The following is a 16,351-nucleotide window of genomic DNA, read 5'->3' on the forward strand; positions in this document are numbered from 1 at the left end:
ACAATAGAAATTCTACCATTTTTAGTCATTTCTGTTTGTTATTTATGATTAAAATTTTCAAAAAACAATAACCGTTACATGTAAAAATATGTTATATTATTAAAGAACATACGTTCTTATTTTAAAGGAGGAATTTGTAATGATAAACGAACCCATTATCGTAAAAAAAGAAGCTTTCCAAGCAATCGGCGTTTCGGTTACGACGACTAATGAAAAAGAAGCATCTACTGAAGGAAAAATTCCCGAGCTCTGGAACCGATACTTTCAAGAACAAATGATGCATCACATCCCAAATCAACAAACGAAAGAAACACTCGCTTTCTACTCCAACTACGAATCAGATGAAACTGGTACATATACATTTACAATCGGTATGCCCGTTTCTTCACTAAAAGAAGTTCCTGAAAATATGACAACTTTAACAATACCCGCCGCTACGTATGCGGTATTTACAACGAGAAAGGGACCAGTTGCTGAAGTCGTTTGCGAAGCTTGGGAATATATTTGGAAATGGTCGAAAGAAAATAAACGTGCTTTTACAACAGACTTTGAGCTTTATGATGAAAAAGCAACAGATCCAACCAACGTACAATTGGATATTTATATTGCATTAGCCTGAACGACAAAAAAGAAGATACCATTTGTATCTTCTTTTTTGTCGTTTAATATTCATTAATCACATTAGCCTGAACTACAAAAAAGAAGATACCATTTGGTATCTTCTTTTTTGTCGTTAAATAGCCACTGTGCAAATTCATTATTATTGTCTACAATGAGAAAGTGCAGTATAGAAATATTAGAAACTGTATAAAGTGAAACTATAATCAGCGAGGGACATCTCTCATTGAGTATTAGCCCTCACCAATCGGGCGTTTACTGTTTTTTTAGTTTAAATTTGTCACATAGAAAGGAAGCAATATGGAGGAACTACAACAAAATAAAACTGCTTTAGAAGGAAGCGGAAAACCGTTATTAAAAAATACGAATTTCCTTTTTCTTTGGGCAGCTACTCTTTTTTCAAGCTTTGCTTTAGCCTTTTTTACTTTTTCACAAACGTGGTACATAGCAAAAACATTAAACCTTGAAGCTTCACTCGGTGTTGTTTTCGTAGCTCTTAGTGTTCCAAGGCTTATTTTTATGATTATCGGCGGCGCTGTAGCTGATAAATTCCCGAAAAAAAACATTATGTTTTACTCCAATATTATTCGAGCGATTCTTGTTGCAACCATTCTCACATGGTTTATCGTTGGTGATGTAACACTATATACATTTGCTTTATTCGCTTTATTCTTTGGACTTGCCGATGCTTTCTTCTGGTCAGCAGATGGATCTATCTTACCGGAATTGGTAGAAAAAAGCCGGTTAACACAAGCGAATTCACTTACACAAATGACGAACCAAGCATCGGTCATCTTAGGCCCTGTACTTGGCGGAATTCTTATCAAATTCACAAACTACGAGACAATATTTTCTATTACAATTTTATTACTGATTGTCGCGGCCATACTCGTTCAAAAAATACAATTTACGATGCCAGAACTAAAAGATACGGATAAAGGTATGTTCACTTCCATTAAAGAAGGAATCTTATATGTAAAGGAATCACCATTCCTTTCAACTTTCCTTATTTGTAGCGCCTTTTTAAACTTATTTTTGATCGGCCCGATGCAAGTTGGTTTCCCGCTTTTTGTTAAAAACGTGCTGCATGGTGATTCACTCCAGTTTAGTTACTTAGAAGCATCTGTAGGCGGCGGAATGGCAATCGGTGCTGTCATTGTCGGTTTAAGAAATATTAATCGTAGGCGCGGTCTTTTTTGTATTATCATGATGCTATTGTCTGGTGTATTCTTCTTAGCCATCAACTTTAGCACCGTACTTTGGCAAGCACTATTAGCCGGCATGTTTTATGGTATTACAATTGCAATGGCTATCGTTCCGCTTATGGCGATGATTCAATCGACAGTAAAAGAGGAAATGATGGGACGCGTAATGAGCTTACTTATGCTATCATCAATGGGCTTTATCCCGCTCTCTTATGCATTCACATCAATCGCACTTGCACTGGGAATTCCAATCGTAACCGTTATGAAAAGCGGTGCAATTGCTGTTATCGTCTTCGTACTATTTGTAGCGATTCGTGTTCCAGTTGTAAGAAAGTTCGACTAGCTACTTGGAGTCATGTATTATACGCATGGCTCCTTTTTAAATGGATCAAATAACGCTATCCCCTTACTTCTTCTCAGCGCTGCTCCCCATTCTAATCCAACCTCTAAAAATAAATCTTGCACTGTACTATATAAAAGTGCCTTCACATTTTTACGGATTTCCCCGTATTTATAAGCTCTCACGACACTCTTCACTCGCCAAATGAAATTTCCATACACTTCTTCATCAGCTAATATTTGCTCTAGTAAAACACCTTGCTCTAGCAATCCGCTCTTTTTATATGCAAGTTCTACCTTACTCCAAAATATATTAATCTTCTTCGGATTACTCGTCATCGGCAGAAGTGCGTATATAAAAGGCTTCGGTATATCATGACGGCAATACGTCTCATCAAGCTCGTACGTTATTTTTCTTTTCTCTTTTATTTGTGGAATGTTTTTAGAAAGAATTGTTTCCCTCTCGTTTTTTTGCTCCTTTCCGCTACAGCCAGCTGCATAATCCTCACTTTTACAAGCGGACATTTTCATACGGTCATCCATGCGGTCAATTGCAGATATAAGAAAAATATATAAATTCGCACTATACCCGCCGCGCTTATGTCTTTCTTTTGTTGCAACACGCTTTATAATTCCTAGTCCCTCTAACTTTGCAATTGAACGGCGTACTGTACGAATACTCTTTCCAACATTCTTCGCAATCGTCTCCATTAACGGACAGGCGACTCCTACTGTTTTTTGTTTCTCATTCACCGCATACTTTCCTAAAAAATGAATAATGATAGAATCAGTTTTATTCAATTGAAATCGGTAGCACTTCAAAACTTGTTTTTGATATGTATTAAACTCTTCTTTACTTCGAAATTCACTATATGGTTTCATTAAATTATATAAGCTTCCCATTTATATCACCTCATTTATAAGTAAGAGGCAGGAAGAGAATTTGGCGTGGAATTTAATATTTTTTTAATGGAGATGAAAATATGATCGTAATTAGCGCTTGTTTAGGTGGTATCGCTTGTCGATATGACGGAAATGACAATCTCGTTTCAAAAATAGAGGAGCTTCTGCAAAAAGAAGATACCGTCCTCATTTGTCCTGAAGTATTAGGGGGACTACCAACGCCTCGTCCTTCCGCTGAAATTATTGGCGGGAATGGCGACGACGTTTTGGACGGAAAAGCGAAAGTGATGACAAAAGATGGTGAAGATGTCACAGAAGCTTTCGTAAATGGCGCTTATAAAGCATTAGAACAAATTAAAAATTTACAACCAGAATATATTATTTTAAAGGAACGTAGTCCATCTTGTGGTAGTTCTACGATTTATACTGGAGAATTTAACGGTAATAAGCAAACTGGTTACGGGGTAACTACTGCTTTATTTAAAAGATACGGATTTAAAGTCATTTCAGAAGAAGAATTTGAAAGCAAAAAAAGGAATTGACCCTGTTCGTCAATTCCTTTTCTATCTGTCTTATTTCACGCCTAATTTTTCTTTCACTTTCGCTGGAAGCTCGTCTTTCTTCACTTCTTCCCAAGCTGTTACACCTTTTTTATCTGAGTTGTATACGCGTAGGAATGCTTCTTTACGAAGGTTTTTTTGTGCTGTGAATTCTAATTCTTTCTCTTTACCGTCTTTATCAAAGCCAGTCAGCTTATATTCATAATCTTTAAATTTCTGCCCATCACTAGCTTTACTATCAAATTCTTTTCCATCTACTGTAATTTGAACATAATACTCATCTTTACCCATACGGTTTAAATCACAACCAACTAACAGACTTGCAAATACAACTAAAATACTAAATAGTGCAATGTATCTTTTCATTTCCTTCACCTCATATGTTTTTCTTATATTCTTATCTTAAAGCGCAGAGCTTAAAGAAGAAATTCAAAAACATGACATGAACATTACACTTTTGTAAGATAATAATTATTTCTTCACTTTAGAAATCGTCATTCCATCACCAATTGGAACGAGTACAGATTCTAAATGCAAGTCGTTTTCTATTATTTCATTAAACTTCTTCATAACTTCTGTATAACGTTTTTGTTTCGCACACTCATCACCTACACTACCGCCAATAACGTCTTTCACGCCAATTTCGCCACTTATCACGTAATTTCCTTATACCGTTTATTACGCCTTCTATTATGCCCTCAATTATAATCTCTATTACAAGATATCTCACTATACTAATAATAGGTTTAATTACGTATCTCCCTATGAATTCAAGAATATCCTCCATCATATTTTCCTCCTTCTTTCAAAAGGAAGCTGCTACTACGCGTCCTCTTACGTTCAGTTACAACCGCTGTCCTACTGCGATATATACCAACAAGAATAATACGACAACAACATCCACAATAACGCTATTGAATTTGGAAGAAACTTCGGTAAATACTGATACTATAGTTAACATGGCTAATAAAAACACTTTCCATCTATATTCGGTTATGCTCCCAAAAACTTTATAAAATCAACGAAAACTTTACTACAACTCTTCCCGTAACTAATTTATTATCGTGGTAAACCGTCTTCCACTACATCCGTAACAGTTCCATTCGGTTCAAAGATTACACGTAATGATCCTTCTCCACCATAACCAGTATAGTCATATACTGAATAAGATTTATATTTCTCAATCACATGTGGCTGTCCAATTGCAGCTTTTACCTGATTCGCAGGCATACCTTTTTTGATTTTCAAATAGTGATTGTAACTTACTGCTGCCGAATTGTTATTTACATCTTTATACCACGGTACACGATCGTTTTTTTCTTCATATTCCTTTACAGGCTCTTCAATACGTTTCGTAGATACCCGATTCTCTTTACCTTTCTCTGTATCTTTCTCTGTATCTTTCTCTGTATCTTTCTCTGTATCCTTTATAGCAGTACGTTCAATATTCACAACGTAACCATATGTATTTAATTCAACCATAATTTCATATGTACCATCCGTATCTTTTTCAGTATAAAATACGCGTTTTTCATTGTTATTATAATGTTTTATGTTCTCACCACCGTAGTCAATCGTATTAAGAATATCCGTATACATCATACCTTCCTCAATCTTTTTAGATTCATCATGAGAAATGTAACGCTTCTGTGATGATGGAGCGTCCTCATTTTTAATACTTTCACGTTTACTCGTAGTCATAGGTGTTTTCTTCTGTTCTTTTAGTACGTCACCTTCCGCCTTCGCTGGTTGCTTTACTCCTACTTTTGTTAATACGTCTGTATCGCTAGAACAAGCTCCCAAAATCGATACTGTAGTCAACGCCATCCCTACTATAAGTACTCTCTTAAATGACTTCACTCTAATCCCCCCGGTATTTTTTAATATTTAGTAATCAACGTATTTTAATTAATACGGAACTATTCAGTTCTATACAATTTGCTATAGCCTTCTCCCTCATGCACCTTTTTTATATAAAGTGAAACTTTAATCAGCCCTCACCAATCATCTTCGTTACAAATATTAACATTAAATATAACTAATAAATAGTATATTTCTGCTATTCATTTACATTTCTGTTGCATAATCTTGTCTTAAACGAACAATATGAAAGTCGAATTCACAATAATTATCATATATTCTATATATAATAACATTCAAATTAAATTCTAAAGTAACTTTACATGCATTTTCTGTTTTAACGCCAAAAGAAAAGACCTTTCTAACGATTTTATTCTATCGCTAAAAAGGTCTTTCCTATTTTGGCTAAAAACTTAGCACTCTTCTGGCTTACCAGCATTCGTCGCTGTACGGAAAAATGATCCAAATCTGCATGATGCGATTGCGTTTAGATAATCAATCGTGAATTATGCGTTCAATTTAAAGCAGGTTAAAAAATAATAACTCCTTATTCAATTAACATATGCATTAGTTTAACAACCTAATGCTGCTGTACCAACTGATAGTTTAGTTTTCAATATGTGAAAAGGGATTTCTAAATGATGAATTGAATATATATTTATTGTTTACTCGTTTTTGAGAGGTTCCTTTATGGGAGATAAGCTTTACTATATTCCTGTACTTCGCACAGTTCTATAATAACTAATAGTGATGCTGTGACGTGATTTTCTATTAGTGAGATAAAGTATTTTTCAATTCATTTATTATAAATTGCAACTCTCGTCCTCAAGAATTATTTCTTTTGGGTGAAAGTTTTTTTATGATATAAGTTTCATTCTGTCATAATTTAAAGGTTTCGAGAGGAGAAATAATATGAATCCTATTTTATTAGATGTTCCGTTACAAATAGAAACAGACAGACTCATTCTTCGAGCACCACTTCAAGCAGGTGAAGGGAATGTAGTACAACAAGCTATTAAAGATTCAATTCGTGAATTAAAGCCATGGTTGTCTTTATTCCAGTCCATTCCTACTGTTGAAGAAACGGAAATTCTCCTGAGAAATGCGCATATAGATTTTTTGAAAAGAGAAAGCTTTCGCTATCTTATCTACCATAAGGAGACGAATGATTTTGTTGGAACGGCTAGCCTTCATCGAATTAATTGGAAGGTTTCTAAATGCGAAATTGGATATTGGATTAACACGCAATTTAGTGGCAGTGGATATATGACAGAAACAGTAAGTGTGTTAACAAACCTTGGATTTCAGTTATTCAAATTTAGAAGGAGTGAAATCCAATGTGAATCTAATAACACGAAAAGTCGTGCGATTCCTGAAAAACTAGGCTTTGAACTTGAAGGGATATTGCGTAATGAAGATTTTTCAGCTGGCGGTAAATAACTAGCTGATACATGCATCTATGCAAAGATAAAGTGAAACTTTAATTAGCCCGTACCAATCAGGATTTTACGGCAAAAGAAAAGACCTCCTTAACGATTTTATTTCATCGCTAAAAAGGTCTTTCTCTATTTCTGCTAAAAACTTAGCACTCTTCCGGCTTACCAGCATTCGTCGCTGTACGGAAAGATGATCCACATCCACATGATGCGATTGCGTTTGGATTGTCGATTGTGAATCCGCCGCCAAGCATCGATTGTTTATAATCAATTTTTACTCCTTTAACAATTGGAGCACTTTCTGTATCGATAACAAATTCAACACCGAAAAACTCAAGAACTGTGTCGTCTTCTTTTGGTTCTACTTCAAATCCTAAGCCGTAAGAAAGGCCAGTACATCCGCCGCCGTGTACAGCAAGGCGCACGTACTTCTCTCCATCTTCAGCATCTTTTAACATATCTTTAATTTGAAAAGCTGCTTGTTCTGTTACTTCAATCATGAAATACACCATCCTTTCTGTTCTCATTCTATTATACATCTTTACGCTTCTATCTTGTACTCATACACTCCGCGGCAAATTACTTCCGCAGGCCCTTTCATCAACACGTTTCCTTCTTCAGTCCACGCAATCATTAAATCGCCGCCAGCTAAATGGACTGTAATTTCCTTACCACGTTCCATCTTTCCATTTAAAATAGCAGCGACAACTGCAGCGCACGCTCCTGTTCCGCAAGCTTGCGTTACACCAGATCCACGTTCCCAAACGCGGAAATTCATCTCTGCATCATTCAAAATCTCGATGAATTCAACATTTACTCGCTCTGGGAACATTTCATGTGTCTCCAGGACTGGACCAAGTGTTGTAAGAGGTGCTTGCTCTACATCATCAACAAAAATAACCGCATGCGGATTCCCCATTGAAACAGCTGTAAATGCATAGCGATGATTATTGTATAAGAAGTTTTCACGAATAAATGGTGTTTCACCTTCACCAAGCATCGGTATTTCTGCACGTGTTAAACGCGGTGCTCCCATATCGATTTTCGCTAATGTAACTTTCCCTTCTTCTACCGTTACTTCCGCTGTTACAATACCAGCTAACGTTTCAATTGTGAAAACTGTTTCTTCTACTAGTTTATGCTCATACGCATATTTCGCTACGCATCGTAAACCGTTACCACAACTCTTTCCTTCTGAACCATCATTATTAAACATGCGCATTTTCACCGGAGCTACGTCAGATGGACAAATTAAAATCATCCCATCTGCTCCAATACCAGTATTAATATTTGAAACCTTTTCCGCCACAAGAACTAAATCTTCTTCAGGAATTTGTTCTTCAAACATATTTACATATATATAACTATTGCCAAGACCATGCATTTTTGTAAAAGAAAATTGGCTCATTTATATTCACTCCAAAAATAATTTGTTATTTTAAGTATAGAATGCATGCTTTTAGAACACAATATGAATGTCCCCCGTTTCTCATATTTGACAACGTTTGGCGATGAGCCACTCTTACACACATTGTGTAAGAAAAAAGCCCTTCTAAAAAGGGCCTTTTTTTATTTATCTATAGTATTAAACTACCCTACGAAATAACATTTTATCTAATGAAAAAGGTGCTGCTGATTGCAACACCTTAAAACATTGGATTTTCATCCAAATAATCATATACATTATTTACCAGTTCTTCTACTGTAGCACCTTGTACAACTTCACCATTTACAAGTGCAAACGGTCCTTCAAAACAAATGCCACAATATCCTAAACAACCATACTCCATTACATCTAAATTCGGATCTTTTTCTAATTTCTCTAAAGCTGCTTGTGAACCACTTGCAAGGTTACCTACACAAAATTCAATTAATGGTTTAATCAAAATTCTCCCCCCTGTACTACAAAACAAATTACCTTCTGACTTCATCTATAAGAAGAAAACTAAGCTGTCTCTTGTTGTTTTCGTTATACATCCTAAACTATTTAGTTACTTCACTATTTCACTTCAAAGTAGATGGTTTTATTTTATATAACATGCTACTTGCAATAAAATAGTAACTAAAAAGGCAAAACAATTTACTTTACTTTTCTTCTTATTGTACAACAGAGTATTCATTCATGCATTGTTATTTGTTCACAAATTCGATATAATTTGATTGAGTAAAGTCAAAATATTTTATTAATATAAAATTTTATGATTAGGGGATATTTCAACAGAAAAGGGGTAATCCATCATGAAACACCTCGTAATACTAGGTGGCGGCTACGGTGGAATGAGAATTCTACAAAGGCTACTTCCAAGCAACCAACTTCCAGATGATGTACAAGTGACATTAATCGACAAAGTACCATATCATTGCTTCAAAACTGAATATTATGCATTAGTTGCGGGTACTATTTCAGAAACACATATTCGTATACCGTTTCCCGAGCACCCACGACTCAATATTCAATACGGCACAATAACAAATATTGATCTCGAAGAAAAAGCTGTTCATCTCGATGGCGGCGAAGCGATCCAATATGATGATTTAATTATCGGTCTTGGCTGTGAGGATAAATATCATAACGTTCCTGGGGCGAAAGAATATACACATAGCCTACAATCGATTGAACAAACACGTAAGACATATGAACAATTAAATAGTCTAGAACCAAATGCAACAGTAGCTGTCGTTGGCGCTGGCTTAAGTGGTGTGGAAGTTGCCAGTGAACTTCGCGAAAGTCGTTCTGATTTAAAAATCTATTTATTTGATCGAAAAGATAGAATTTTATTCCCGTATCCAGAGAAATTAAGTAGATACGTAGAAGAATGGTTCGTAAAACATAAAGTTACTATTATAAGAAACTCTAACATTACAAAAGTGGAACCAAATATTGTGTATAACCACGATGAACCACTTGAATGTGATGCAATCGTCTGGACAGCTGGTATTCAAGCAAATGAAGTTGTTCGAAACCTTCCAGTTGAACAAGATGGTAGCGGACGGGTTGTCTTAACTAAATATCATAATATTCCAAATAACGAGCACGTGTATGTTGTAGGAGATTGCGCAGCACTTCCACACGCTCCATCTGCCCAACTTGCTGAAGGTCAAGGAGAGCAAATTGTCCAAATATTATTAAAACGTTGGAACAATGAACCACTTCCTGACGAACTACCTGTAATCAAATTAAAAGGTGTTCTCGGCTCTCTTGGTAAGAAGCATGGCTTCGGTTTACTTGCAAACCAACCATTAATGGGACGTGTACCAAGATTATTAAAATCCGGTCTACTTTGGATGTACAAATATCATAAGGGTTAATATCTTACAGGCTGTCTACTATGTAGACAGCCTCTTTGCATCAGTTTTTAAAAATTATCAGACACATCTTTCTCAATATGTATAATGATTTATTTTTCATTTTTATATTAAAAACTATTGATAAACAGTGTATGCTATTTGTAAGTTGTCTTATTATTTCCTTTAAGACCGAATTCATTCGGTCTTATTTTTTATGTGATAAATACTTTTGTAGGAGGCATTACATTCAACTTATGAACTTATCGAAACTAAACAATCGAATAGAAGCGAAAAAGAAAGAGTTAATCTATCTCGTTGAACGATACGGATTAACTCATAATAAAGTGATTTCTTTCAGCCAAGAATTAGATCGTTTACTTAACTTATTAATAAAACTCAAGATGAAGAAAAAACGTTGCTCTTTATAACCCTTATCCTCCCTTTTTTGATACGATATAAATAGAATCAGAAAGGAGCGATTTATGTTTATATTAAAAGACGTTATATATAAAGATATCCTACACATTCCTTATTTACAGATTCAAAATGAAAAAATCACTTGCATTATCGGTGAAAGTGGAAGTGGAAAAAGCACATTGCTTCGCATGTTAAACGATTTACAATCTCCAACATCCGGTACAATTGAATATAACGGAAAGTTAATTTCTGATTATCCGCCTATTCAATTACGTCGTGACGTAGTTATGCTTGGGCAAACTCCACCTATTTTTGATGGAACCGTTAAAGAAAACCTATTAACGGGACTTCGTCTTTCTGAAAAACCATTTCCAAATGATGATGCCCTGCGGAGTGCATTACAAACCGTTAGCTTAGACAAGCAATTAGAAGATAGCGCCTCCTCATTATCCGGCGGTGAAAAACAAAGACTTGCCTTTGCTCGTATTGTACTTATGGATCCGCCTGTCTATTTATTAGATGAACCCACTTCAGCACTAGACAATGATACAGAACGCCGCGTTATGAAACAATTTACTGAACTAGCACGAAAAAAGAAAAAAACAGTTATCTTCATCACACACTCGCAACAACTTCCAAAAGAAATTGCAGACGACATTATTGAAATTAGTAAAACAAACGGTGCAACTAGAAAGGAAGTGCTCTCTATTGAAGGGCGTTATTGAACTCCAAATTTGGCAACTGGCGGCTGCCTATATTTTTATCCTTATCTTAATTGGACTTGTAAAATTAAAAGGAATACCTCGTGAAAAACAAATCGCGCTCGCAACATTCCGTATGACGATTCAGCTCGTACTTGTTGCATATGTCCTTACATACGTATTTGAAAACAGTAATCCATTTTATACAATTGCTCTCATTACTTCTATTACTACCTTTGCAATTTTTAATATTTATAAACGAGTTAATATCCCAATGTCTAAAGAATTAAAACGAGTAGCCGCCCTTTCCATGGTCGCTGGATCAATTGGGCCACTTCTACTATTTATCTTTGTTATTATCGGTCATGACCCTTGGTATGCTCCGCAATATATCGTCCCTATTACGGGAATGTTAGTCGGTAATGCCATGACTGGTGTTTCTCTCGGCGCAAATACGTTCTTAAACAATATGAAATCGCAAAGAGGTCAAATTGAAGGTGCACTTATGCTCGGCGCAACACCGAAAGAAGCAGCTGCTCCGCTCATTCGAGACGCTTTTGATTCTGCTATTTTACCAACAATTAATTCTATGGTCGGAATGGGAATTATAAGCTTACCAGGCATGATGACTGGTCAAATATTATCCGGTGTATCACCATTCACAGCCATTCAATATCAAATCGCTATCATACTCGGTATTTCAGGAAGTACCGCTTTCGCTGTCATTATCTTTTTACAGCTTGGATATAAAACGTTCTTTAATAAGCGATGTCAGTTGAAAGAGGTTGACTATGATGCGAAGTGAATCGTAACTTTCGCTCAGTAAATGATGCCCTGTTCTCGGTGAGTGAAATTATATCAACGATTTTTTCAATATATCTATCATAACTTGCAATATATTAACGATTTTTCAAATATATCTATCATAACTTAGAATATATCAACGATTTTGCACGAAATATCGATTTACCGACAAAAAGTGACATAATAAAAAGAGGAGGCTATTCGCCCCCTCTTTTTATTGTCTTACGCCTTCTTAACGAACTGTGATTTTAACTTCATAGCTCCGAAACCGTCGATTTTACAATCGATATCGTGATCGCCATCAACTAGACGGATACTCTTTACTTTCGTACCGATCTTCACAACTGAAGAAGTTCCTTTTACTTTTAAATCTTTAATAACAGTAACAGCGTCGCCATCTTGAAGAACGTTTCCGTTCGCATCTTTTACAACTTTTGCACCATCATTATTTTCAGCTTCTGCGTCTTGGCCCCACTCATGAGCACATTCTGGACATACGAAAAGAACGCCATCCTCATACGTATATTCTGAATTACATTTTGGACAATTTGGTAAAGTAGCCATAAATTCATTTCCTCCGTTCATTATTTATACGTAAAAATCAAAATTGATGTTTACATCTCGATAAATAAAATTTGTATAGCATTTCTTTATAGTGCCATAGTCTCACGTTATTGACAACCCTACCTCAAATTCTCATTTTTTATTGTATTTTACAAAATTTCAATTCGTATGCCTTTTTTCCATTTGCTCTTCTACTAATTTTAAAAATCTTCGTTGTGCATTTTTATTTTTTACCAGCAATCGAACTCTCAGCTTACTTTGTAAATATGAGCGAACTTTGTAGTTCGTAATAAATAACTTTCGATACTTCTCGTCTTCATACATCATTCGAAACCACTCATACTGCTGCAAGTAAAGTATGTTAGCATCAATCTTTTTCGTGTGTAAACCCGTACTTAAACTAATAGATCCTATTAGAGCTTCTATTAATGCTGAAATCATTTCTCTCTCCCCTAATAAACAAAAGAAGAATCTTCACAAGATTCTTCTTTTCAAAATGAACGAGTTCCCTCTAGAAACCCCAATTATTTTCTTCAATATAAATTTGATATTCTTCTACTACTTCTTCACTTAACTTCTTATTATTTTCATATACCTCTTGCCACTCGAAATAATCTTCATCGAAATAAACAGCAAATTTAATTTTCACATTTTTCTTCTCTGTATAATCATAACCAGTAAACTCTACTACGTCATACTCTTTTTCTTTCTTCACAAACTTCCAAGTTGGATTATCAGTCATAATCTCTAAAGTAACCCCTTCATCACTTGAACGAACAACGTTTTTAATATTCGGCTCAGTTGGTAAAAAGGACAGCCCTAACGCAGCTAAACCAAACACAATCCCGACTATAATCTGTAAACCAATCATACCAGCTACACTAACGCCGCCCTTTGATTGTAAGAAATACGCCTTCTTATGATCAGACGCATCTTCTCCCTTACGAAAAACACGAACAGCATGCTTATAATATAAACGGTTTCCTTGCCATCCAGTAAATATCATCATTCCTAATTGAAGAGCTAAACTAAATGTTACATAAATCCCATCTGGAATATCTATAAAAGGGGGTATAACTATACTAGGTATAGCCAATAACGCAAATATAATAAATAACTTATACATTTTACGATAAGCTAACCAAAAGGTTGGGAAGAAAAAGGCTACCCAATTCCATGTATTCCCTTGCGCAGGATTTTCTACTTTACCCCACTTAAAATCATAATAAGCTGTATTTTTTTGAACAACTTTATGTAATTCTTGCTGAGAAATTGTTTCTTGTAAAACAGTGTCCTTCACGTACATCATCCTTTTCTTATTTCTATATACATTTATTGTATATGTAAAAAATAAAGGAATCTAACAAAAAGTACACATATTTCATAAAAATGAACGGAAATCGAATATATTCCGACAATTATCTGTTTCTTATTTTATTTTACTTTTAAATATATTAGAATACTTATGAATGATACGTTTAATACACTAAGTTAATCATTTTGTATATTTGATAATAAAAATGTTTCACATGAAACTATTTATATTTTGTATTACCTTGCCTCTACACAATGAGTGTAAAACCCTTTCTACTTACTACAAAATACGAAAGACGCCCTTTTCAAAAAGGCGTCTTTTTATAGTTGAAAATTTACTAATAAATAAAACGAATTATTTAATAAATGAATCCCAATTGGAACGAGTAAATTCTTCGTTTTCTTATATGTATATGCTAAACATATACCCATACCAAAAATATATAAAATACTACCTACTGTAAGGGGATGGCCTAAAGTAAATATACAAGCACTTATAACGGCACTAGTAAGTGTAGAAAAAGCGCTGGGATAATTTCGTGAAAAACATCCCCCGAAATAAAATTTCTTCCCAAATCGGTGCAAAAACGGGGAGTACAACTACGTATAAAATGATTTCACTTTTAGTAGGCTCTATTACTATATTAGATTCGTCCACCCCAAGCCCATGTGGTAGAACTAAATTTAATATTGCAAGATATATAAGCATTACAATCGCTGTCATTACTATCGTTACATAGTATTTAAAATTATTGAATTGTAATGATTTTATTAAATGTAAGCAGCAATTTCTTGCCGGTGCATACATTACGATAATCATACAAAACGTGAAAGGTGGAATAAGATAATCTACATACCATGGGTATAAGGAAGAATCATATAAAAGGTTCAAAAAACCAATTCCATGCATGACCCCAAAAATAATTAATAGAATGCTAATTACTTGGCGCATACTCATTTGTTCATTCTTTTCTTCATATGTAGCTAATTCTATATTCATCCTATCCCCTCCAGTATAATCAAACTTTTTAAACCATTATATACCAAATCCAACATAAAAAAAGACAATACACCCCACTGTATTGTCCATTTTCGTCCCTACCATTTCTCTCTACACGCCTCAATTAAATGCAGTAAGTACCTCTTCGTCATATCTGCCCTTCTCCACCTTGAGAGCATTCGCTTTTCTTTTGGATTGTGCCGTATTCGCTCTACTTCTTTTAATAAAAGCTCCCATTCTTCCGCTGAACTTTCTAACAAGTATTGCAATCCTCTATCTTTTGAAACGATTGTTTTATAATCTAGTGTATATAAAATACGTCCCATCGTAACGACAGCTGATTCTACCCAATCTTCTATAAAAAATAAATATGGCTTCTTCGCCTTTTCACTCCAGTACTGTTCTACGTTATATTTCATCGTATTTACTACATCATTCCATTGTATTTGCAACGGAAGATCTTCTGCTTCTTTTCCGGTAACTGTAATGCCTTGATTTTTCAACGTCCACCATGTGACCGCATTAATGTCCCAATGACCAACATTAGCTTTACCATCTGCACAATACACATACTCGTTTATTTCATCATTGTATTTCCCTAAATCAACAAGCGGAATATACATACCGTCCATTCTTTTACCTAGCGTATTATCACTAAGTTTCTTATGTAGTTCCACAAGCTGCTGTTTTTCAGCTTCATTCACGGAATCACTTATCACTGTAACAAAATCAACATCGCTCGTTTCCTTATGAAATGCACCTAGTGCGATGGATCCGTAAATATATACCCCGACTATTTTTTCATCCAAAAAAATTTCTTTTAATTCTACTGTGTACCGCTCCATTAACTGTTGTACTTCCGTTGGTAACGCATGCTTCACTCCATTTTTCACATCTATCCCTCCAATAAAAAAAGCCTTTGCAAATTCGCAAAGACTTCTTGTTTTATAAATATTTCTCGATTTCTTCGTAAACATCCTTCAAACGAGGATTTCCTTCTCCAACAATTTCTCCATTTATAAGAACGACCGGATAAAATAAATCTTCTTCCACTACGCGCTCAGCGAATGCTTTCTTATCTTCATCTTCTTGTTCTTCTTGAAAATCAATATACTCGAAATTAAATTTATTTTCTTGTCCTTCATATTTACGACCAATTGCCGCTTGTAACCATTCAAACGTTTCTGTTGAAGATGGCATTCCGACGCAGCTCGCACAAATTACTTTCGTCCCATACACTTGCACATTAACCATTTCTTCTCCCCCACTTCTTGTTCCAACAGTATATTCAGATGTCTTATTACATAAGCACATCATTTTACAAACTTATTCCATACCCCTA

General features: G+C 35.1%; 20 protein-coding genes and 2 pseudogenes. 8 read left to right on the forward strand and 14 right to left on the reverse strand.

The window, feature by feature from the left end; translation table 11 throughout:
- Positions 1-139 precede the first annotated feature (139 nt).
- Together DN403_RS07515 and DN403_RS07520 are read left to right on the forward strand one after the other, a co-directional pair.
- Positions 140-619: a GyrI-like domain-containing protein gene (locus DN403_RS07515; protein ID WP_000606668.1), complete on the forward strand. Its 480-nt coding sequence runs from the start codon at positions 140-142 to the stop codon at positions 617-619.
- A 299-nt stretch (positions 620-918) separates the two neighbouring features.
- Positions 919-2,166 (forward strand): MFS transporter, encoded by a 1,248-nt coding sequence (locus tag DN403_RS07520; RefSeq protein WP_000391930.1) that lies wholly within the window; start codon positions 919-921, stop codon positions 2,164-2,166.
- A gap of 17 nt (positions 2,167-2,183) precedes the next feature.
- Here DN403_RS07520 and DN403_RS07525 read toward each other — a convergent pair whose 3' ends face one another.
- A complete protein-coding gene (locus DN403_RS07525; protein WP_106081633.1) occupies positions 2,184-3,065 on the reverse strand; it encodes a helix-turn-helix domain-containing protein in 882 nt (293 codons plus the stop codon).
- An 80-nt stretch (positions 3,066-3,145) separates the two neighbouring features.
- On the opposite strand from DN403_RS07525, the gene DN403_RS07530 reads away from it, so the two are divergent.
- Entirely contained in the window at positions 3,146-3,607 is a 462-nt protein-coding gene (locus DN403_RS07530) for a 2-thiouracil desulfurase family protein (protein ID WP_000635493.1), read from the forward strand.
- Positions 3,608-3,637: 30 nt separating this feature from the next.
- On the opposite strand, the gene DN403_RS07535 is transcribed toward DN403_RS07530, so the two are convergent.
- From DN403_RS07535 to DN403_RS07555, 4 genes and pseudogenes are all read right to left on the reverse strand, one after another.
- Complete coding sequence (locus tag DN403_RS07535) at positions 3,638-3,991, reverse strand: YxeA family protein (RefSeq protein ID WP_000833144.1); 354 nt, start codon at positions 3,989-3,991, stop codon at positions 3,638-3,640.
- A 105-nt stretch (positions 3,992-4,096) separates the two neighbouring features.
- The gene (locus DN403_RS07540) at positions 4,097-4,282 is read right to left on the reverse strand and encodes an O-methyltransferase (RefSeq protein WP_002083726.1); all 186 of its coding nucleotides are present in this window, start codon (positions 4,280-4,282) and stop codon (positions 4,097-4,099) included.
- 402 nt (positions 4,283-4,684) lie between these two features.
- Positions 4,685-5,485: a hypothetical protein gene (locus DN403_RS07550; protein ID WP_086396217.1), complete on the reverse strand. Its 801-nt coding sequence runs from the start codon at positions 5,483-5,485 to the stop codon at positions 4,685-4,687.
- Between the two features lie 413 nt (positions 5,486-5,898).
- A pseudogene (locus DN403_RS07555) lies at positions 5,899-5,991 on the reverse strand (iron-sulfur cluster assembly accessory protein); the annotation flags it as partial.
- 406 nt (positions 5,992-6,397) lie between these two features.
- On the opposite strand from DN403_RS07555, the gene DN403_RS07560 reads away from it, so the two are divergent.
- On the forward strand, positions 6,398-6,925 hold the full coding sequence (locus DN403_RS07560) for a GNAT family N-acetyltransferase (RefSeq protein ID WP_149185381.1): 528 nt from the start codon (positions 6,398-6,400) through the stop codon (positions 6,923-6,925).
- 142 nt (positions 6,926-7,067) lie between these two features.
- Here the strand turns inward: DN403_RS07560 and DN403_RS07565 are convergent, their stop codons facing one another.
- From DN403_RS07565 to DN403_RS07575, 3 genes are all read right to left on the reverse strand, one after another.
- Positions 7,068-7,421, reverse strand: a complete 354-nt coding sequence (locus DN403_RS07565) for a HesB/IscA family protein (RefSeq protein ID WP_000573830.1) — start codon at positions 7,419-7,421, stop codon at positions 7,068-7,070.
- A gap of 41 nt (positions 7,422-7,462) precedes the next feature.
- The gene (dapF, locus tag DN403_RS07570; protein WP_000077409.1) at positions 7,463-8,329 is read right to left on the reverse strand and encodes a diaminopimelate epimerase; all 867 of its coding nucleotides are present in this window, start codon (positions 8,327-8,329) and stop codon (positions 7,463-7,465) included.
- Positions 8,330-8,567: 238 nt separating this feature from the next.
- A complete protein-coding gene (locus tag DN403_RS07575) occupies positions 8,568-8,807 on the reverse strand; it encodes a YuzB family protein (protein WP_000595025.1) in 240 nt (79 codons plus the stop codon).
- A gap of 352 nt (positions 8,808-9,159) precedes the next feature.
- Between DN403_RS07575 and DN403_RS07580 the strand changes: the two genes are divergently transcribed.
- From DN403_RS07580 to DN403_RS07595, 4 genes are all read left to right on the forward strand, one after another.
- Positions 9,160-10,230: an NAD(P)/FAD-dependent oxidoreductase gene (locus tag DN403_RS07580; RefSeq protein WP_000682067.1), complete on the forward strand. Its 1,071-nt coding sequence runs from the start codon at positions 9,160-9,162 to the stop codon at positions 10,228-10,230.
- 233 nt (positions 10,231-10,463) lie between these two features.
- On the forward strand, positions 10,464-10,637 hold the full coding sequence (locus DN403_RS07585) for an aspartyl-phosphate phosphatase Spo0E family protein (protein ID WP_001054092.1): 174 nt from the start codon (positions 10,464-10,466) through the stop codon (positions 10,635-10,637).
- A gap of 54 nt (positions 10,638-10,691) precedes the next feature.
- Positions 10,692-11,351, forward strand: coding sequence for an ABC transporter ATP-binding protein (locus tag DN403_RS07590; RefSeq protein ID WP_000470267.1), 660 nt, complete (start codon positions 10,692-10,694; stop codon positions 11,349-11,351).
- A complete protein-coding gene (locus DN403_RS07595) occupies positions 11,335-12,132 on the forward strand; it encodes an ABC transporter permease (RefSeq protein WP_000679259.1) in 798 nt (265 codons plus the stop codon). Before DN403_RS07590 ends, DN403_RS07595 begins: the two co-directional genes overlap by 17 nt.
- Positions 12,133-12,353: 221 nt before the next feature.
- Here DN403_RS07595 and phnA read toward each other — a convergent pair whose 3' ends face one another.
- From phnA to DN403_RS07625, 6 genes and pseudogenes are all read right to left on the reverse strand, one after another.
- Positions 12,354-12,695, reverse strand: coding sequence for an alkylphosphonate utilization operon protein PhnA (gene phnA / locus DN403_RS07600; protein WP_000212735.1), 342 nt, complete (start codon positions 12,693-12,695; stop codon positions 12,354-12,356).
- A 159-nt stretch (positions 12,696-12,854) separates the two neighbouring features.
- Positions 12,855-13,136, reverse strand: a complete 282-nt coding sequence (locus DN403_RS07605) for a hypothetical protein (RefSeq protein WP_000622255.1) — start codon at positions 13,134-13,136, stop codon at positions 12,855-12,857.
- 70 nt (positions 13,137-13,206) lie between these two features.
- The gene (locus tag DN403_RS07610; RefSeq protein ID WP_127057683.1) at positions 13,207-14,004 is read right to left on the reverse strand and encodes a DUF2628 domain-containing protein; all 798 of its coding nucleotides are present in this window, start codon (positions 14,002-14,004) and stop codon (positions 13,207-13,209) included.
- A gap of 326 nt (positions 14,005-14,330) precedes the next feature.
- A pseudogene (locus DN403_RS07615) lies at positions 14,331-15,009 on the reverse strand (CPBP family intramembrane glutamic endopeptidase).
- A 98-nt stretch (positions 15,010-15,107) separates the two neighbouring features.
- Entirely contained in the window at positions 15,108-15,902 is a 795-nt protein-coding gene (locus tag DN403_RS07620) for a nucleotidyltransferase domain-containing protein (protein WP_016078131.1), read from the reverse strand.
- Positions 15,903-15,954: 52 nt separating this feature from the next.
- Entirely contained in the window at positions 15,955-16,263 is a 309-nt protein-coding gene (locus tag DN403_RS07625) for a YuzD family protein (RefSeq protein WP_000248589.1), read from the reverse strand.
- Positions 16,264-16,351: the final 88 nt, after the last annotated feature.

It is taken from the genome of Bacillus sp. AY2-1 (genome assembly GCF_008368965.1).
Lineage (GTDB): Bacteria > Bacillota > Bacilli > Bacillales > Bacillaceae_G > Bacillus_A > Bacillus_A thuringiensis_S.